The 18,343-nt window shown below is 68.3% G+C and carries 14 protein-coding genes and 1 tRNA gene; 11 read left to right on the forward strand and 4 right to left on the reverse strand.

Translation table 11 applies throughout. The annotated features are described in order from the left end of the window. A complete protein-coding gene (gene bagB, locus FOH10_RS29710) occupies nt 1-1,185 on the forward strand; it encodes an ATPase BagB (RefSeq protein WP_143983157.1) in 1,185 nt (394 codons plus the stop codon). Between the two features lie 106 nt (nt 1,186-1,291). Here the strand turns inward: bagB and FOH10_RS29715 are convergent, their stop codons facing one another. Continuing rightward, complete coding sequence (locus FOH10_RS29715; protein WP_029932757.1) at nt 1,292-1,615, reverse strand: WhiB family transcriptional regulator; 324 nt, start codon at nt 1,613-1,615, stop codon at nt 1,292-1,294. A gap of 299 nt (nt 1,616-1,914) precedes the next feature. On the opposite strand from FOH10_RS29715, the gene FOH10_RS29720 reads away from it, so the two are divergent. Further along, nucleotides 1,915-4,278 (forward strand): penicillin-binding protein, encoded by a 2,364-nt coding sequence (locus FOH10_RS29720; protein WP_143983158.1) that lies wholly within the window; start codon nt 1,915-1,917, stop codon nt 4,276-4,278. An 83-nt stretch (nt 4,279-4,361) separates the two neighbouring features. Here the strand turns inward: FOH10_RS29720 and FOH10_RS29725 are convergent, their stop codons facing one another. Continuing rightward, entirely contained in the window at nt 4,362-4,826 is a 465-nt protein-coding gene (locus FOH10_RS29725; protein ID WP_143983159.1) for a GatB/YqeY domain-containing protein, read from the reverse strand. Nucleotides 4,827-4,948: 122 nt separating this feature from the next. Between FOH10_RS29725 and FOH10_RS29730 the strand changes: the two genes are divergently transcribed. The 5 genes from FOH10_RS29730 (at nt 4,949) to FOH10_RS29750 (ending at nt 10,377) form a co-directional block, all read left to right on the forward strand. Further along, a complete protein-coding gene (locus tag FOH10_RS29730) occupies nt 4,949-5,914 on the forward strand; it encodes a metallophosphoesterase (protein ID WP_143983160.1) in 966 nt (321 codons plus the stop codon). A gap of 271 nt (nt 5,915-6,185) precedes the next feature. Beyond that, nucleotides 6,186-7,019: a DUF8017 domain-containing protein gene (locus FOH10_RS29735; RefSeq protein ID WP_143983161.1), complete on the forward strand. Its 834-nt coding sequence runs from the start codon at nt 6,186-6,188 to the stop codon at nt 7,017-7,019. A 398-nt stretch (nt 7,020-7,417) separates the two neighbouring features. After that, nucleotides 7,418-8,215 carry a DUF8017 domain-containing protein gene (locus FOH10_RS35070; protein ID WP_186000623.1) on the forward strand — a complete coding sequence of 266 codons (798 nt, stop codon included), beginning with the start codon at nt 7,418-7,420 and terminating at the stop codon, nt 8,213-8,215. A 64-nt stretch (nt 8,216-8,279) separates the two neighbouring features. Further along, nucleotides 8,280-8,353, forward strand: a tRNA-Pro gene (locus tag FOH10_RS29745). Between the two features lie 185 nt (nt 8,354-8,538). Continuing rightward, nucleotides 8,539-10,377 (forward strand): HNH endonuclease signature motif containing protein, encoded by a 1,839-nt coding sequence (locus FOH10_RS29750; RefSeq protein ID WP_143983162.1) that lies wholly within the window; start codon nt 8,539-8,541, stop codon nt 10,375-10,377. A gap of 217 nt (nt 10,378-10,594) precedes the next feature. On the opposite strand, the gene FOH10_RS29755 is transcribed toward FOH10_RS29750, so the two are convergent. After that, nucleotides 10,595-11,029, reverse strand: a complete 435-nt coding sequence (locus tag FOH10_RS29755) for a DoxX family protein (RefSeq protein ID WP_029932764.1) — start codon at nt 11,027-11,029, stop codon at nt 10,595-10,597. A 208-nt stretch (nt 11,030-11,237) separates the two neighbouring features. Between FOH10_RS29755 and FOH10_RS29760 the strand changes: the two genes are divergently transcribed. Next, nucleotides 11,238-12,104, forward strand: a complete 867-nt coding sequence (locus tag FOH10_RS29760; protein ID WP_143983163.1) for a hypothetical protein — start codon at nt 11,238-11,240, stop codon at nt 12,102-12,104. 10 nt (nt 12,105-12,114) lie between these two features. Next, a complete protein-coding gene (locus tag FOH10_RS29765) occupies nt 12,115-13,686 on the forward strand; it encodes a DUF4139 domain-containing protein (RefSeq protein ID WP_143983164.1) in 1,572 nt (523 codons plus the stop codon). 12 nt (nt 13,687-13,698) lie between these two features. On the opposite strand, the gene FOH10_RS29770 is transcribed toward FOH10_RS29765, so the two are convergent. Further along, a complete protein-coding gene (locus tag FOH10_RS29770) occupies nt 13,699-15,303 on the reverse strand; it encodes a succinic semialdehyde dehydrogenase (RefSeq protein ID WP_143983165.1) in 1,605 nt (534 codons plus the stop codon). Between the two features lie 141 nt (nt 15,304-15,444). Here FOH10_RS29770 and FOH10_RS29775 point away from each other — a divergent pair, with 141 nt between their 5' ends. Continuing rightward, complete coding sequence (locus FOH10_RS29775; RefSeq protein WP_143983166.1) at nt 15,445-16,278, forward strand: crotonase/enoyl-CoA hydratase family protein; 834 nt, start codon at nt 15,445-15,447, stop codon at nt 16,276-16,278. A 283-nt stretch (nt 16,279-16,561) separates the two neighbouring features. Further along, complete coding sequence (locus FOH10_RS29780; protein WP_143983167.1) at nt 16,562-18,340, forward strand: ABC transporter ATP-binding protein; 1,779 nt, start codon at nt 16,562-16,564, stop codon at nt 18,338-18,340. The last annotated feature ends 3 nt before the right edge of the window (nt 18,341-18,343 follow it).

Below are 18,343 nucleotides of genomic sequence, written 5' to 3' on the forward strand. Positions count from 1 at the left end.
ATGATTCTTCCGGCAAGTACGGTCCCGCTGGAGCTTTCGAAGATCATCAAGGATCCGGCCTCGCGCATCGTGGTGTGCTGCGGGTCCGGTGGCGTGGGCAAGACCACCACGGCCGCGGCCATCGCGTTGCGCGCCGCGGAGGAGGGCCGTCGCGTGGTGGTGTTGACCATCGACCCGGCGCGGCGGCTGGCGCAGTCGCTGGGCGTGTCGGACCTGGGCAACACCCCGCAGCGGGTGCAGCTGGGCCCCGACGCCAAGGGCGAGCTGTACGCCATGATGCTGAACATGCGCCGCACCTTCGACGAGATGGTGCTCGAGCACACCAGTCCGGAGAAGGCCGAGCAGGTCTTCGCCAACCCGATCTACCAGACGGTGGCCTCGTCCTTCGGCGGGACGCAGGAGTACATGGCCATGGAGAAGCTGGGGCAGCTCGCCGCCAAGCGCGAGTGGGACCTGATCGTGGTGGACACCCCGCCCTCACGCAATGCGCTGGATTTCCTGGACGCGCCCAAGCGGCTCGGGAACTTCCTCAACGGCCGCATGATTCGCGTGATCATGATGCCGGGTCGCGGCGTGGGCCGCCTGGTGACCGGGGCCATGAGCCTGGCGCTACGCGGTGTGTCCACCATCGTGGGCGGGCAGCTGCTCAAGGACGCCTCACTGTTCCTGCAGTCGCTGGAGTCCATGTTCGGCGGCTTCCAGGATCGCGCGGACCGCACCTACGCCATGCTGTCGCGGCCGGGCACTCACTTCGTGGTGGTCGCGACGGCCGAGCCGGACGCGCTGCGGGAGGCGTCGTTCTTCGTCGATCGGCTCTCGACGGACAAGATGCCGCTGGCCGGGCTGGTGCTCAATCGCACCCACCCGGTGCTGAGTTCACTGTCGGCGCAGGAGGCGCTGGTGGCCGCCGACCGGCTGGCCCCGGCCGACGGCACCGAGAACGCCGAGGCGACCGCGGCCACGCTGACCGCCGCCGTACTCCGCATCCACGCACACCGCGCCGAGACGGCTCGGCGGGAACAGCACCTGCTGCACCGGTTCACGGGCGCGCATCCGCGGGTGCCGATCGCCGCCGTGCCCGCCCTGCCATTCGAGGTCGCCGATCTGGAGGCGCTGCGGGCGGTGGGCGCACAGCTCGCCGAGCCCGCGGCACCAGCTGGAGCAGTAGCAATCGGACATAAGTGACCCTCTTCCGATTGGTACGGTCTGTGCGAAACGACCGATTTTGCCCCAGAAACGGACCGAGCCCGCTATACGCGGGCTCGGTCCGTTCTGCTAATCGGTATACGGGTTACATCGCTACCTTCTGCTGACGCTGGACGCGGAAGAAATCCGCCCAGGACGTCACCTCCGGGTGCTGCTTCAACAGCGCCCGGCGCTGCCGCTCGGTCATGCCGCCCCACACTCCGAACTCGACGCGATTGTCGAGGGCGTCAGCGCCGCACTCCATCAACACCGGGCAATGCCGGCAGATGGTGGCCGCCTTGCGCTGCGCCGCGCCACGCACGAACAGCTGGTCGGGATCCACTTCCTTGCATCGGGCCTGGGAAACCCAGGCGATTCTCGCTTCGGCCTGCTCCACGTCCAATCGAGCGATCGGGGTAGTCATGTGCATTTGGTGTGCCCCTTTGCAGTCCGAACACCGGGTCACGGCGCTCCAGAATCGCGTACGACGCGCAGCTACCCAACCCCGCTGCGTTCCGCACCACATTCCACTTTGAGTGTTAGCTCTATCACACTGGGTTCTCAATCTAGATAGTGGTGCGCGCCCTGCGCAAGACCGTGCCGAGATTTTCTGGTACGTCCGTCCATGCAATCGAGACATGGAACCGGGCAGTCGGCCTCATTTGTGACAAACCGACGCCGACGACACGCGCACACCGAGTGCCCGCGAGGCCAATTAGGCTAGGACTCGTGCCGATATCACGAACGCTCGCGAGACTCGCCGGCAGCTGCGTACTGGCCGCCGTGCTGCTCGCCGGGCTGCTCTTCCCGCTCGCCGGTGGATTCGGATACATCTCCAACCGCGCCGCGGACGCCGTCGACAATGTCTCCGCCGAACTGGTGGAGGGCACTGTCCCCGCGGTGTCCACCATGGTCGACGCGAACGGCACCCCGTTCGCCTGGCTGTACGAGCAGCGCCGGTTCGAGGTGCCCAGCGACAAGATCTCCAACGACATGAAGCTGGCGATCGTGTCCATCGAGGACCGCCGCTTCGCCGACCACCACGGCGTGGACTGGCAGGGCACCTTCCGCGCCTTCCTCACCAACACCTCCAGTGGTGAAGTGCAGCAGGGCGCCTCCACGCTCGACCAGCAGTACGTGAAGAACTACCTGCTGCTGGTGGTGGCCAAGACCGACGCCGAGCGCCGCGCCGCCATCGAGACCACCCCGGCCCGCAAGATCCGCGAGATCCGGATGGCGCTCACCCTGGACAAGCAGCTCACCAAGGACGAGATCCTCACCCGGTATCTGAACCTGGTGCCCTTCGGCAATTCCTCCTACGGCATCCAGGACGCCGCACAGACCTACTTCGGCATCGACGCCAAGGATCTGAACGTGGTGCAGTCGGCCATGCTCGCGGGCATGGTGCAGTCCAGTTCCAAGCTCAACCCCTACACCAATCCGCAGGGCGTGCTGGAGCGGCGCAACACCGTGCTGGACACCATGATCCAGAACATCCCCAGCCGCGCCGACGAATTCCGCAAGGCCAAGGCCGAACCGCTGGGCGTGCTGCCGGAGCCCAAGGGGCTGCCGCGCGGCTGCATCGCGGCCTACGACCGCGGCTTCTTCTGCGACTACGCCCTCCAGTACCTGGCCAACGCGGGCATCAGCCGCGACCAGATCGACAAGGGCGGCTACCTGATCCGCACCACCCTCGACCCGGTCGTCCAGGATGCGGTGAAGGCGTCGGTGACGCAGAACGCCGACCCGAACCTGGACGACATCGCCCAGGTCATGAATATCGTCGCGCCCGGCCAGGATTCGCATCCGGTGCTGGCCATGGCGTCGAGCCGCACCTACGGACTCGACGCGGCGGCGAATCAGACGGTGCAGCCGCAGCCGTACTCGATGGTCGGTGACGGCGCGGGCTCGGTGTTCAAGCTGTTCACCACCGCCGCCGCCATGGAGAAGGGCCTCGGCATCAGCGCCCAGCTGGATGTGCCGTCCACCTTCCAGGCCCGGGGCATGGGTAACTCCAACACCCCCGGCTGCCCGCCCGAGACCTACTGCGTGAAGAACGCCGGTTCCTACAAGTCGCCCATGTCGGTGACCGAGGCGCTGGCGACCTCGCCCAACACCACCTTCGTCAAGCTGATCCGGGACGTGGGCGTCGAGCCGACGGTGGATATGGCGGTGCGGCTGGGCATGCGCTCCTACACCCAGCCCGGCACCTCCGGCTTCGGCAACCAGAGCCTGGCCGACATGGTGAAGAACCAGAACCTGGGCTCGTTCACGCTGGGGCCGGTCGCCATCAATCCGCTGGAGCTGTCGAATGTGGCGGCGACGCTGGCCTCCGGCGGCAAATGGTGCCCGCCCACCCCGATCCGCGAGGTGCTCGACCGCAACGGCAAACCGGTGCCGCTGACGCAGCAGGCGTGTGAGCAGGTGGTGGAGCCGGGTCTGGCGCACACCCTCGCCAATGCCATGGGCAAGGACGACATCAGCGGTACGGCGGCGGGCGCGGCCCGCTCGGTGGGCTGGAACGGGCCGCTGTCGGCGAAGACCGGTACCACCGAATCGCACCGCTCCTCGGCGTTCCTGGCGTTCACCAACTCGTTCGCGGGTGCGGCCTACATCTACGGCGACACCCCGACGCCCGGCGAGATCTGCTCGTTCCCGCTGCGCAACTGCTACAGCGGCGACCTGTTCGGCGGTAACGAACCGGCCCGCACCTGGATGGGCGCGATGAAGAACGTGCTCGACCGCTTCCCGCCGCTGGCGTTCCCGCCACTGGACGACAAGTACGTGCGCGGTTCCAACAATGCCCAGATCCCCGACGTCGTCGGCATGAGCCAGGGCGAGGCCACCTCGACCCTGATCGGCGCGGGCTTCCAGGTGTCGGTCGCCTCCGCCCCCGGGCCGACCAAGGGCACCGTGCTCAGCATCTCGCCGGACGGATCGGCGATTCCGGGCTCGGTGGTCACCATCTACGTGAGCGACGGCAGTGAGCGCCCGGCCCCGGTGCAGACGCCGGTGCCACCACCGGGCGTGCCGAGCCTGCCGGGTCTCCCGCAGTTGCCACCGATCCCATTACCGATACCCATCCCGCGCTAGCGGGAACACCGACGAGAATCGCCCGGGGTGCACTGTGCACCCCGGGCGATTTCGCTGTTCCCGGCGGGAAGTGACGCCCTCGGCTAGAGCCGAGCCTTGACCGCCGACGAGATGCGCGAGCCGTCGGCGCGGCCCGCGGCGAGGGCGGTCGCGATCTTCATGACCTGGCCCATCTGCTTCATGCCGGGGCGCTCCCCGTTCTGCTCGGCCACCTGGGCGATGGCGGTGTCGGCGACATTCGCGACCTCCGCGTCGGTGAGCGGCGTGGGGAGGTACTCCTCGATGATCGACTCCTCCGCGCGCTCGTTGGCGGCGAGCTCCCCGCGACCGTTCTGCTCGTAGACGACGGCGGCCTCGTTGCGCTTCTTGGCTTCCTTGGACAGCACCGTGATCACCTCGGCATCGGAGAGCTCCCGAGCCTCGGTACCCGCGACCTCCGCGTTCTGCACGGCCGACAGCAGCATGCGCAGCGTGTTGAGCCGCAGCGCGTCCTTGGCCTTCATCGCGGCCGTGAGGTCCGTACGCAGCTTCGCCTTGAGTTCCGACATGCGCCCACGCTACCGCTCGCGGCCCCCGCACCCGCCACTCTTTTTCCCGGTGTCGACGCCCCGGAGTGGTCCACGCCTCATACAAGTCGATGTTTCCCCCGCAGGTCGCCTATTCTGGGCGAATGCCCGTTATCTCGACCTCCGCCCTGCGAAACGCCGCTCTGGGAGCCGCCGGGGCCGCGGTCGCCGGAATCGGTTACGCCTCGCTCATCGAACGGAACGCATTCGTGCTGCGGGAGGCGACGCTACCGGTGCTCGAACCGGGTAAGCCCTCGCTACGCGTGCTACACATCAGCGATCTGCACATGACGCCCGGCCAGCAGTTGAAGCAGGCGTGGGTGCGGGAGCTGGATCGGCTGGAACCGGATCTGGTGGTGAACACCGGCGACAATCTGGCGCATCCGAAGGCGGTGCCGTCCGTCGTGCAGTCGTTGGGCGGACTGCTGGCGCGGCCCGGCATCTTCATCTTCGGCAGCAACGACTACTTCGCGCCGGTGCCGAAGAATCCGCTGAAGTACTTCGAGAAGGACCACAAGCGGGTCTTCGGCGACCCGCTGCCATGGCAGGATCTGCGCGCCGCCTTCAGTGAGCGGGGCTGGCTGGACCTGACGCACGTGCGCCGCGATATCGAGGTCGCCGGGGTGAAGATCTCGACCGCGGGCGTCGACGACCCGCACCTGAAGCGGGATCGCTACGACACCGTGGCGGGCGCACCGAATCCCCTGGCGGACTTGAGCATCGGCCTCACCCACTCCCCCGAGCCGCGGGTGCTGGACCGGTTCGCCGACGACGGCTACGACCTGGTCATGGCCGGGCATACGCACGGCGGCCAGCTGTGCCTGCCGTTCTACGGCGCGTTGGTCACCAACTGCGGCATCGACCGCTCCCGGGTCAAGGGCGCGTCGCGCTGGGGCGCGCACACCCGCCTGCACGTGTCGGCGGGCCTGGGCACCTCGCCGTGGGCCCCGTACCGGTTCTGCTGCCGCCCGGAGGCCACCCTCCTCACCCTGGTGGGCGCTCCGCCGAAGAAGCCGGCCGCCGATAGCGGGCGCGGGATCACCGCGTCTTCGGCCACTGCTGCGCGATAGGCGTCGGCCGCGATATACAACGCGGTGATACGACAGGCAGGGGACGACCATGAGTGGCGACGACCGCAATCAGCCGGAGCCGCAGTGGTGGCAGGGCGCGCCCGCTCCAGACGCGGCGCCGCCTCATCCACAGGCCGGTCCGTACGCTGCGGGCCCGCCCGCCGGGACTACCCCGTACGGAGTGGAGTCGACCGCCGGGTATCGGCCACCCCAGCCGTGGGCCGGACCCGATCCTTCGGGGCCGCCGACCGCCGCGTATCAGGCGAGTCCGATGGACCAGACCGTGCACGCCGGGTACGGGGGCCAGCCGCCGTACGGTGGCCCGCCCGGATACGGGGCGCACGGTTACGGCCGACCTCCGAATGGCAAGCGCGGCAAGGGTTTGCTCTTCGCGGCCCTCGGCGTGCTGGCGCTGGTGGTCGTCGGCGCGGTCACTGCGGTAGCGCTGGTGAACCGGGATTCCGCCGATTCCGCCTCGCCGGGCAGCACACCGTCCATGGTGAGCGCACTGACCACGGAGAACTCCGCACCGTCCACGAGCACCGCTCCCCGAACCACGGCGGCCCGCCCCACCACGCCCGCCGCGGTGATCCCCGGCTACCAGGTGGTCGTGCTTCCGGAGAACGGCGCGGCCTACGATGTGCCCGCCGATTGGGAGATCGACCGGAGCACCGTCGAAATCGGCTACGGCGCTGACGCTTTGCCGGTGGCGGGGGTGGCGCAGGAGGGCGCGGGCTACTGCCCCAACTACGTGCGCACCAATATGTTCCTGACCCAATCCGACGAATCCGATCCGGTGCGGGCGATCTCCGACGTCACCGCCCGCGTGATCGGATTCGCGTACACCACCTCCACGGACTCCACGCCGGGCCCCGCCGAATCGTTCCGGACCTCCGACGGCAAGCTGGAGGGCGTCTTCGTGGAAACCACCGGCAACGCTCCCGCGCCGAGCCCGGGCTGCGCGTCCACCTACGCCATCTACACCTTCGGATTCCCCGGCGACAGTGGCGCTTTCGTGCTGACCATCATCGCGGACACGGGTGTGGACAAGGCCGTGACCACAGATTTCGCCAAGCAACTCCTGGCCACTCTCCGCCCCCTCTAGGCGGATCGACGGCCGCAAGAAACAGGGGGTCGACCATGACCAGTGGCTCGAACGACCGCGATGACGATGGGACACAGCGGAATCCGGAATGGTGGGAGGGCGATCCCGAACCCGGTTCGCGGTGGCAGTCGCAGCCGCGCTACCCGGAGCAGCCCGGCGACCCGACGACGCAGGCTGGGTACGGGGCACCGGGCGGGTACGGGGGCTATCCGCCGTATGCGCCCGGACCCGCACCGCAGCAATCCGGGCCGGTGCCGAATCCCGCTGCGCCACAATCACATCCTTCCGGACCTGCTTCGCCTCCATCCGGACCTGCTTCGCCTCCATCCGGACCTGTTCCGCATCTCTCCGGACCTTTTTCGAGCCCGTCCGGAACCGTTCCGAATCCGTTCGGAACGATGGCGAGTCCGTCGGCGCCGAACCCGTACCAGTCCAGCCCCGCGCCATTCCCTCCGAACCAGTACGGTCCACCATCCGGTGGCGGCCGAAAGGGCCTGCTGTTCGCGGGTATCGGCATCGTGGTGCTGGCGTTGGTCGCCGCGGTGGCCGTCATCCTGGTGAACCGCGGCTCCGAGGAACCGGTCGCGGGTCCGACCACCACCACCTCCGCGGCCAAGCCGACCACCACGACCAGAACCACCCAGCCGACGACGGGACCGACCACGCCGTCGCCCGTCATCCCCGGCTATCAGGTGATCTCCCCCACCGATATCGGCGCGGCCTGGGATGTCCCGCAGGACTGGGTGCTCGACGAGTCGATCAAGGAGTTCGCCAGCGCCGACGAGACCGTCCCCGTCTCCGGCCTCACCACCGAGGGCGTCAACTACTGCACCGATTTCGTGCGCACCAACATGTTCCTGAGCGCCACCACCAACCCCGACGCCACCGCCTCGGCCCGCGAGATCGGCGAGAAGATCGCCCGCATCGGCTGGACCACCGGCTCCGCCGTCACCTCCACCCCCGGTGAACCCCTCACCAACACCGACGGTTCCCTCCAGGGCGTCTTCATGGAAACCACCGGCACCTTCACCGCCCCCGACCCCCGCTGCGCCGACACCTTCTCCGTCTACACCTTCGCCGTCTCCGGCGGCACCACCAACTCCATAGTCCTCACCATCGCCGCCGACACCGGCGTAGACCGCTCCATAGACCCCACCTTCGCCCGCCGCCTCCTCACCACCCTCCGCCTCATTTGATCCCCTGACCAGCCGATTTAACGTCCACCCCCACCGTGCGCTAAGCTACTCCCCGTTCGCTTCACGGGGTGTGGCGCAGCTTGGTAGCGCGCTTCGTTCGGGACGAAGAGGTCGCAGGTTCAAATCCTGTCACCCCGACTCGTGTGGTTGAGACACGAAGATGGCTCTGGATCGACAAGGTTGATCTAGAGCCATTTTTCTTTTCCGCCTCTACTCGGTGAGACCTTGCCGAACCGTTGTGCGGCATCGCCTATCGAAATTGGTTCGGCATGTCGGTCTAGCTGGGGTTTCGTGTCGTGGTCGCGGGCGGTAGATTCGAACACATGAGCGAAACCGTCGCGGTCGAGGCCACCAGCTACGAGCTGGTCGCGCGGCTGCGGGAGGTACACGCGCAGATCGCCGCCGCCCAGGCCGAGGAGGTGGCGTTGATGACGCGGCTGTATCGGCTGCGGCGCGCCCAGCAGCTCGAGGCCGGGGTCGCGGCACGGTATGCCGGGGAGTCGGCGGCCACGGAAATCGGTGTGGCGGTGCGGGTCTCGCAGCGCAGCGCGGACGGGTTGATCGCGCTCGGGATGGGATTGGGGCGGTTGCCCGCGACCCGGGTCGCGTTCGCGCAGGGGCGCATCGATCTGGCGCGGGTACGCGCGATCCACGACACCCTGGTCAACACACCCGACGACACCGTCACAGAACTGGAAGAAACGGTCGTCGCTCGTGCCGAGCGCAGTGATCCTGCGCGGTTGCGGCGCATCATCCGTAAGCGGCTGCTCGAGCTCGACCCCGCCGGGCAGGCGCGGCGGCGGCGTGAGGCCGAACGCGAACGGTATGTGGCCGTGCGTGCGGCCGACGACGGGACCGCGCTGGTCGATGCCGTGTTGCCCGCGGCCGGGGGGTGGACGTTGTTCGAACGGTTGCGGGAGATGGCGGTCAGTCAGTGTTGTGCCGCCGATCCGCGCTCGATGAACCAGCGGCGTGCTGATGCGTTGGTGGCGTTGGCCGACGGGAGCGGGCGACTGATCTGCGGCTGCGGACTGCCCGAGTGTGCCCGCCGGGACCCGACCGTGCCGGTGCCGGTGGCGCGGCGGGCGTTGGTGCAGGTCGGTGTCAGCGCGGCGACCCTGGCGGGGGTGCAGGACAATCCGGGGTTGTTGGCCGGTTTCGGGGCGATCGACGCCGATCTGGCGCGGCAGATCGCCCGCCACGCCCGCTTCCATGTGGTCACCGAGACCAGCGACGAGATGCGTCGCGGCTCCGCCGCATCGCACACGAGTGGCACCACCCCACCCCACACAAGCGACACCACCGAACTCCACACGGGGCAGTCGCGGACTGCGACCGTGCCCGAAGACGCTGGCGACGACACCGATCCCAGCTCGGTGGCAACCGTGCCTGCCAACCGCCGTGCCTCGGCGGCGACTACACCCGCCGCCGCCCACCGTGGCTCGGCGCGCGGCGAATCCGCCAACACCACCAATCACGCAAGGGCCGCAACCGAACCCACCAGCGACAGCGCCGCAATCGTCGAACCGGCTGGCGATGGCCCTGTCATCATCGAACCCGCGGACCCGCCCCCGCGCATCCCGGCTCCCCCACCAGCACCGGCGAACCCGCCAGAATGGCGGTACCGGCCCAGCGCCACGGTCGCGGCACGCGTGCGGGCACTCGATGGAACCTGCCGGGCTCCCGGCTGCTCGGTCTCGGCCGCGGCCACCGACCTCGATCACCAACAGCCCTTCGACCACCGCTCCCCCGTCACCGGCGGACCCACCACCGTGCACAACCTCGGCTGCCGCTGCCGCCGCCACCATCGCCTCAAGACCCTGGCCGACCACGGACTCAACGGGTGGACGGTCACCCACCATCCACACCGGCGCATCGAATGGAGCACGCCCACCGGCGACTCGATCACCACCAGCCCCGAAGGCGCGAAATTCCTCTTCCCGCATACACCGGTGGCCGCGACACGGGTGGAACCCGTTGATCCGCAACCCGATCCACCACTACTGAACCCCGGCCAGGTGATCAACGCGCTCACCGAGCTACTCCACGTCTACATATCACCAAGCCAACGCAACCTCCGCGCCCGTCACACCATCCGGATCGGGAGCACTTTGTGCGATGTCGGCGGCTTCGAAGGGGATGCGGACCGCCCGCCCTTCTGACCTGGCTCGAAGACGACCGATGAAATGTGCTGCCGGGCAAGCATTACGGCCGCCATGCACTGCACGCACACGATGGCCAGCTGGCGCCCCCGCTCGGATAGGCGTGGCGCCAGCTGGCCGTGTGGATCGATCGCCGCCAACCCGACAGGCGATCGACCCGGACACGCGACCGCGATCGGTGGTCACCCACCGATCGCCGGTCGTGCTTATGGGGTTGTCATCGCGAGAGCGACTTGCGCAGGTCGGTGATGGTGGCGCGGCGCTCGTAGGCGATCCAGGCGAAGATCGCGGCGAGGACCAGGGGGAAGATCGCCATCTCGGGGGCGTCGGCGATGAATGCCTGGGTTCCTGCGGCGAGCACGGTGAGAACGGACAGGCCCGCCGCCGCCAGGGCACTCAGGCGGGGAACCATCAGGCCGATACCGCCCGCGACCTCGACGACTCCGATGAAGATGAGCAGGCCGAGGGGGATGGTCAGGTTCTCCGGGGCGTTTTCCATCAGGGTGTTCGGGATGACGAGCTTCGGCCCGCCGGAGGCGATGATGAAGAACAGGCCGAGCACGATCTGCAGGGTCCACAGGACGCGGTTGCGGATCTTGCCGGGACGGTAGGCGGCGTCGGAGAAGTTCGCGGAGGGGTTGGCGGTGGTCATGTCTGGTCCTTCTGGTCGGTCGCGCCGGGTTGGTAGCGCGTTCAACAGATAGGACGGAGCAGGTCCCGAAGACTCATCGCCGCCCGCGAAAGAATTTTTCCCGATCGCCGCTCGTGGATCACCTCGCATACGACGACACTTGCCAGATACCCCCTGGGGGTATATGTTCATGGCAACGAAGAAGCGCGACCGTTCGGAGGTACCAGCCATGACCGCTCAGCACACCGCCCACGCGGGACACACCACGCACGCACAGCATGCGGCGCACACCACCCACGCCGACCATGGGGCTCACGGCGGCACCACGGGACATCATGGCGGGCACCAGCACCACGCCGGGCACGGCGATCACGCCGCTCATGGCGCACCGGGCGGGTTGCAGGTGACTCAGGACGGGTACACGCTCGAACTGGTCGAGAACATCGTGCGCGCAGGGGAAGTCGACTTTCGGTTCCGGATCGTGGGGCCGGAGGGGAAGGCGGTGACCGATTTCGCGCCTATTCACGATCGGGAGTTGCATCTGATCGTGGTGCGGCGGGAGTTGGACGGGTTCTGGCATGTGCATCCGGTGCGACGGGAGGACGGGACCTGGGAGGTGCGGTTGACGTTGCCGGAGGCGGGGGCGTATCGGGCGTTCACGGATATCGCGCCGACGGCGCTGGGCAAGACCATTACGCTCGGGGCGGATTTCGCCGTCGCGGGCGACTACCGGCCGCGGCCGGTGCCCGTTACCGGCCGCATCGCGGCGGTCGACGGGTACGAGGTCGCCCTGGACGGCGATCTGGAGGCGGGTGCGGGGCGGCTGCTCACGCTCACCGTGCGCAAGGACGGTGCGCCGGTGACGGATCTCCAGCCGTATCTGGCGGCCTACGGTCACCTGGTGGTACTGCGGGCGGGCGATCTCGCCTATGTGCACGTGCATCCGAATGGTGAACCGGGAGACGGGGTTACGGCCGCGGGGCCGGAGGTCACCTTCCACACCGCGGTGCCGGGACGGGGTACCTACCGGTTGTTCCTGGACTTCCGGCACGGGAATGTGGTGCGGACGGCGGCATTCACGCTGACGGCGGACTAGCCTCGGCGGCATGCCGACCGTTACCGCGCCGATCGTCGCCGTCACCGTGTATCCGCAGCAGGCCAGGGTCACCCGGCGGGCCGAGTTCGACGTGGCCGAGGGACCGCGCATCGTATTCGCCGGGTTGCCGGTGGCGCTGGACGCGGAGTCGGTGCGGGTCACCGGGGCCGGGCCCGCGCGGATCGTCGGGGTGGATGTGCGGACCGCGCACCACCCCGATCCGGCCGATGCCAAGCGACGGGAGCTGACCGCGCAGCGGAAGGCGTTGCAGGCCACGATCGACGGCATCGCCGATGAGGAGCAGGCCGCGGCGACGAAGGTCGAGATGCTCACCGAGCTGGCGCGCAGCAGTGCCGAGAGCTTCGCGCAGGCGTTGGCGAAGGGTAAGGCCGAGCCCGGCCGGATCGCGACGGTCGGCGGCGCGTTGGACGCGCAGCTGGCACAGGCGTTGAAGGCGCGGCGGGCGATCGCCGTCCGGCGCGACGAAGCCCAGGAGGAGCTCGACGCCCTGGACCGGCGCATCCAGTCGATGGGTCGCCAATCCAGCAGGGACAGTACGGAAGTCGTGGTCGAGCTGGAGGCGACCGGCACGGGTGCGGCCGAGTTGGAGCTTTCCTACGTGGTCGAGAACGCGAGTTGGGAACCGGCGTACGACGTTCGCGTGGGTGACAAGGACGTCGAGGTGATGTGGTACGGCCTGGTGACCCAGCGCACCGGCGAGAACTGGCCGGAGTGCGAGCTGTCGCTGTCCACGGCGCGCCCGGCGGTCACCGTGACGGTGCCGGAGCTGCGGCCGTGGTTCCTCGACCGGAACCGGCCGCTGCCGGTGGGCGCGCCGCCCGCGCCCGGAATGGCGATGCGCGCTCGGGCCGCGGGCCCCGCCATGACATTCGCCGGTGCCGCCGACGAGGTCGAGATGGTGGCCATGGCACCGATGGCCGACGAGTTCGCCGACCTGGAGCAGGGCGCGACGGCGAGCACCTATCGCACCGTGCGCCCCACCGCCATCCCCACCGGAGCTCGCGGGCACCGGGCCACGCTGGCGCGCTTGGAGTTTCCCGCGAACCTCGGCTACATCACCGCCCCGGTCCAGGCCGAGGAGGCATACCTGCGCGCCGAGGTGACCAACAACTCCGAACACACCCTGCGCGCGGGCAAGGCGTCGATCTTCCGTGGGGAGGAGTTCGTCGGCAGCACGCGCATCGACACCTGGGCTCCCGGCGAGGAGCTGGAATTGGCGCTGGGCGTGGACGATCGCATTCGCATCGAGCGAAAACTGGTGCGCCGCACCGCGAGCAAGGCCACCTTGTCGAGCACCAGCCGCCGCGAGGCCGAATACCGCACCACCATCGCCAATCACACGCCCGCCGCGATCGCCGTCACCGTCCTGGACCAGTCGCCGGTGTCGCGCGACGAGGCCATCACCGTCAAGGATGTGCGCACCTCCCCCACGCCGGCGGAGACCACCGACCTGGGCGAGATCACCTGGAAGCTCGAGATCGCGCCCGGCGAGACGGAGACGGTGAACCTCTCCTTCCGCGTCGATGTCGCCAAGGGTGTGGAGATCACCGGCTGGCGCTAGCGCGGCCGCATCTCAGCCCATGCGCAGCTTCTTCATGAGCCGCAGGGTGACCAGCGTGCTCTTGAGCTGCTTCTCGTAGGGCATCCCCGAGCGGGCGGCGAGGATCTGCTTCTTCTGCACGCCGATATTGATGGTGTCGGTGTACTTGAGCAGCCCGGCGTCGCCGTGCCGGGTACCCACGCCGGACTGCTTCACCCCGCCCGACGGCGTGCCCTTGGCGGCATAGGTGGTCACGAAACCGTCGTTGATATTGACGCTGCCCGCCTCCAGCCGCTCGGCCACGCGGCGGGCGCGGTCCAGGTCGCCGCCCCACACGCTGGCGTTGAGTCCGTAGGTGGTGGCATTGGCGAGGCGGATCGCCTCGGCCTCGTCACCGAACGTGTAGATGGCGACGACGGGGCCGAAGGTCTCCTTGGTGGCGTGCTCCATCTCCGGGGTGACCCCGGTGAGCACCGTCGGCTCGTAGAAGGCGGGCCCGATATCGGGGCGCGCCTTGCCGCCGGTGTGTACGGTCGCGCCCTTGGCGCGGGCCTCGTCGACGTGCGCCGCCACCCGGTTCATGTGGTCCACCGAGACCAGCGAGCCGTATTCGGGGCCGAAGTCGTAGGTCGCGCCCGCCTTGTCGCCCAGTTCCTTCGCGGCGGCGACGAAGCGGCGCAGGAATTCGTCGTGGATGCGTTCGTGCACGTAGATGCGCTCGATATGCATGCACGCCTGCCCGCTGTTGCCGTAGACGGCGAAGATGGCGCTGGGGATGGCCTCGTCGAGGTTGGTGTCGTCGAGCACGATCATCGGGTTCTTGCCGCCGAGTTCGAGACTGCATCCGATGAGGTTGCGTCCGGCCTGTTCGCCGATGACCCGCCCGGTGGCGGTGGAGCCGGTGAACATGACGAAATCGACATTGTCGATGAGGGCGGGGCCGACGTCGGGGCCGCCGCCGCACACCACCTGCACCAGCCCGCGCGGCATACCGGCCTTGTGCAGCAGTTCGATGCCGTACAGCGTGCACAGCGCGGTCTTGTTGTCCGGCTTCATGACCACGCCGTTGCCCGCGATGAGCGCCGGGGTGGAGTCCGACATGGAGATGGCGAACGGGAAGTTCCACGGCGCGATCACCGCCACCACGCCCTTGGGCCGGTGTTCCTCGGTGGAGGAGGTGATGATCGGCATGGGCCCGGTGCGCCGCTTCGACTTCAGCACCTTGCGCGCGGTCTTGAGGTAGTGGGCGATGACCATCGGGGTGTCGCACACTTCCTCGATGGCCATGCGCCGCGACTTGCCGCAGCCGATCTGGATCAGCGTCGCCAGGGTCTCGATCTCGGTGAGAATGAGTTCGTGGGCGCGTTCGAAGACCGCGAGCCGCTTCTCCAGCGGCCAGTCGGCCCATTCGCGCTGTGCCGCGCGGGCGGTGGCGACGGCCTTCTCGACGTCTTCGGGCGAGGACTGCGGCAGTTCGCCGACGATATCGCCGGTATAGACCTCGATCATCTCGTACGGTTCGCGGGGTTCGCCCGCCTGACCCGCGGTCACCATGGCGGTGAGCCGGTTGATCAAGGATTCCGTGATCCGCGGCGGCAGCTTCGCCCGCGACTCACTGCGCGTACTCGTTGTGTCCATGGGGACCTCTCTCCAAATGCTCGCCCCGCCCGTGACGGCGGTCACCACGTTCCAAACTAGAACACGTTATTGTTCTGTACAACGCCGCCGGGTACTTTCGTCTCAGAATCTCCGGTAACGCAAGGACAAGAAGGGCCAACGATGACCACCGCATCCGCTGCAACAGGTAGCAACACCGACGGCACCGAGGAACCGCACGCCCTGGTCGAGCAGCGGGGTGCGACGCTGATCGTGACCATGAACCGACCCCGGTCCAAGAACGCGCTGACCGCCGAGATGCTGTCCATCATGGCCGAGGCGTGGCAGCGCGTGGACAGCGATCCGGAGATCCGGTCCTGCATTCTCACGGGCGCGGGCGGGGCGTTCTGCGCGGGCGCGGACCTGAAGAACATGGCCAGGTCCAATCCGGGCGACAATATGACGGCCGGTGGTTCGTTCGATCCGACCCGCATGCCCGGCCTGCTCAAGGGCTACCGGCTGTCCAAGCCGCTCATCGCCGCCGTCGAGGGCGCGGCCATCGCCGGTGGCACCGAGATCTTGCAGGGCACCGATATCCGCGTTGCCGGTGAGAGCGCGAAATTCGGTGTCTCCGAGGCGAAGTGGAGCCTGTTCCCGATGGGCGGATCGGCGGTGCGGCTGCCCCGCCAGATTCCCTACACCCTCGCCGCCGAGATCCTGCTGACCGGCCGTCACATCACCGCCGCCGAGGCCAAGGAATTCGGCCTGATCGGCCACGTGGTGCCGGACGGCACCGCGCTGGACAAGGCCCTGGAGATCGCCGAACTCATCAACAACAACGGGCCGCTGGCGGTGCAGGCCATTCTGAAGGTGATGCGCGATACCGAAGGCATGCACGAGGAGGAGGCGTTCCAGATCGACGCCAAGGTCGGGGTGCCGGTGTTCCGCAGCGAGGACGCCAAGGAGGGGCCGCGCGCCTTCGCCGAGAAGCGCAAGCCGAACTTCCAGGGACGCTGAGGGTTACAACAGCGCGTTACATCCAGCCGAGGAACGGCCCCTGCCCTGCCGGGCGGGGGCCGTCGGCGTGTGACGAGGCCGGGCGCGCCGACAGCGGAGATCGCGGACGTGCGGGCCGCAGGCGGATGGCGGTTCGGAAATTCGGTGGCCGAACCGGGGCAGGCGGGGCAGCATGGAGGCTCCCCCTTCTCGCATGCGTCCCGGCCACCAGGCACACCGGGACGCCGATCGGCGCTGTTCGGAGGACGGGGCTTGTGCTCGAACACGATTCGAGAGGAGGCGGATGGCTACCCGCGCACCCGCTGTCAGGCTGGTTCTTCGCTACTACTTCCGGGAGTTGGCGAGGCGGCCGCGCTTCGCCCTACCCGCGCTGTTCGCGCCCGCGCTGGGCAATATCTGTCAGCTGTACATCGCACCCCTGGTGGTGGCCTGGCTGATCGCCAGGATCGCCGCCACCGGCGATGCGAGTTTCGATACGGTCGCGCCCTACCTGCTGGGTGTGGCGGGGCTGCTGCTGGCGTCGGAGGTGTGCTGGCGCATCGGCATTCACTGCCTGAACCGCGCCGACGCACTCGGCATCGAGAGTCTCTACATCCAGGCCATGGACCGGCTGCTGGCGCAGGACGCCGCGTTCTTCCACGACAATTTCGCCGGGTCGCTCACCAAGCGATCGCTGAGTTTCGCGACCCGCTTCGAGCAGTTCGTGGACACGCTGGTCTTCGAGATCTTCGCCGCGCTGGTGCCGTTGCTCTTCGCCTCGGTGATCCTGTGGCGCTACGACCCGCGCCTGGTCTTCGTGCTGATCGGCCTGATCGTGACGACCGGACTGATCATCACGCCGCTGGTGAAACGCCGCCAGCGCCTGGTGGACGCCCGGGAGGAGTCCATCGCCCGGGTGTCGGGGCATGTGGCCGACAGCCTGTCGAATATGCAGACCGTGCGCGCCTTCGCCGCGGAACCCCAGGAGGCCGCCGAGCACCGCAGACGGGTCACCGAGCAGCGGCGCAAGACGCTGATCTCCTGGGACTACGCCAATCTGCGCATCGACACCGTGGTCGCGCCCATGTTCGTGCTCACCAATGTGCTCGGCCTGCTGGTGGCACTGCGGCTGGTGGGCGGCAAGGCCGGGGTCGAGGTGGTGCTGGTGGCGTTCACGTACTTCTGGAACGCCACGGGAATCATGTTCCAGTTCAACCAGATCTACCGGCGGCTGGAGAGTTCGCTCACCGAGGCAGCGCAGTTCACCGAACTGCTGCTGCGCGAACCCGAGGTGCTCGATCCGGTCGATCCGCAACCGTTGCGCCCCAAGGATTTCAGCGTGCGTTTCGACAAGGTCGACTTCACCTACCCGGGTGCGCGACCGCTGTTCCAGGGTTTGGAACTGGAGGTGCCGGCGGGCACCCGGCTGGGTTTGGTCGGCCGTTCCGGCGGCGGCAAGACCACCATCACCCAACTGCTGCTGCGCATGACCGATATCCAGGGCGGGGCGATCCGCATCGGCGGCCAGGACATCGCCACGATCACCCAGGCCGAGCTGCGCGGCCTGATCGCCTATGTGCCACAGGAACCGGCCATGTTCCACCGCACGCTGCGGGAGAACATCCGCTTCGCCCGGCCCGAGGCCACCGATGCGGAGATCATGCGCGCGGCCAAGGCCGCCCACGTGACCGAATTCGCGGATTCACTGCCCGAGGGGATGAACACGCTGGTCGGCGAGCGCGGCGTGAAGCTCTCCGGCGGTCAGCGGCAGCGAGTCGCACTGGCCCGAGCCATCCTGCGCGACGCGCCCATCCTGCTGCTCGACGAGGCCACCAGCGCCCTGGACTCCGAGAGCGAACTGCTGGTGCAGCAGGCCCTCTGGGAGCTGATGGCGGGCCGCACCGCCCTGGTGGTGGCGCACCGGCTGAGCACGGTGGCCAGCATGGATCAGCTGGTGGTGCTGGATCGCGGCCGCATCGTGGAGCAGGGTTCGCACGCCGAGCTGCTGCGGGCCGACGGGGCCTACGCCAAGCTGTGGCGGCACCAGTCCGGCGGGTTCCTCGCCGACGAGGTCGCGGTGTGAGGG

This window comes from Nocardia otitidiscaviarum, from assembly GCF_007362295.1.
Classification (GTDB): domain Bacteria; phylum Actinomycetota; class Actinomycetes; order Mycobacteriales; family Mycobacteriaceae; genus Nocardia; species Nocardia otitidiscaviarum.

Bases quoted from the DNA above. Each gene is read 5' to 3' on its own strand.
- bagB (WP_143983157.1), top strand. From the start codon at position 1: ATGATTCTTCCGGCAAGTACGGTCCCGCTGGAGCTTTCGAAGATCATC.
- FOH10_RS29715 (WP_029932757.1), bottom strand. From the start codon at position 1,615: ATGCACATGACTACCCCGATCGCTCGATTGGACGTGGAGCAGGCCGAA.
- FOH10_RS29725 (WP_143983159.1), bottom strand. From the start codon at position 4,826: ATGTCGGAACTCAAGGCGAAGCTGCGTACGGACCTCACGGCCGCGATG.
- FOH10_RS29730 (WP_143983160.1), top strand. From the start codon at position 4,949: ATGCCCGTTATCTCGACCTCCGCCCTGCGAAACGCCGCTCTGGGAGCC.
- FOH10_RS29735 (WP_143983161.1), top strand. From the start codon at position 6,186: ATGGACCAGACCGTGCACGCCGGGTACGGGGGCCAGCCGCCGTACGGT.
- FOH10_RS35070 (WP_186000623.1), top strand. From the start codon at position 7,418: ATGGCGAGTCCGTCGGCGCCGAACCCGTACCAGTCCAGCCCCGCGCCA.
- FOH10_RS29750 (WP_143983162.1), top strand. From the start codon at position 8,539: ATGAGCGAAACCGTCGCGGTCGAGGCCACCAGCTACGAGCTGGTCGCG.
- FOH10_RS29755 (WP_029932764.1), bottom strand. From the start codon at position 11,029: ATGACCACCGCCAACCCCTCCGCGAACTTCTCCGACGCCGCCTACCGT.
- FOH10_RS29760 (WP_143983163.1), top strand. From the start codon at position 11,238: ATGACCGCTCAGCACACCGCCCACGCGGGACACACCACGCACGCACAG.
- FOH10_RS29765 (WP_143983164.1), top strand. From the start codon at position 12,115: ATGCCGACCGTTACCGCGCCGATCGTCGCCGTCACCGTGTATCCGCAG.
- FOH10_RS29770 (WP_143983165.1), bottom strand. From the start codon at position 15,303: ATGGACACAACGAGTACGCGCAGTGAGTCGCGGGCGAAGCTGCCGCCG.
- FOH10_RS29775 (WP_143983166.1), top strand. From the start codon at position 15,445: ATGACCACCGCATCCGCTGCAACAGGTAGCAACACCGACGGCACCGAG.
- FOH10_RS29780 (WP_143983167.1), top strand. From the start codon at position 16,562: ATGGCTACCCGCGCACCCGCTGTCAGGCTGGTTCTTCGCTACTACTTC.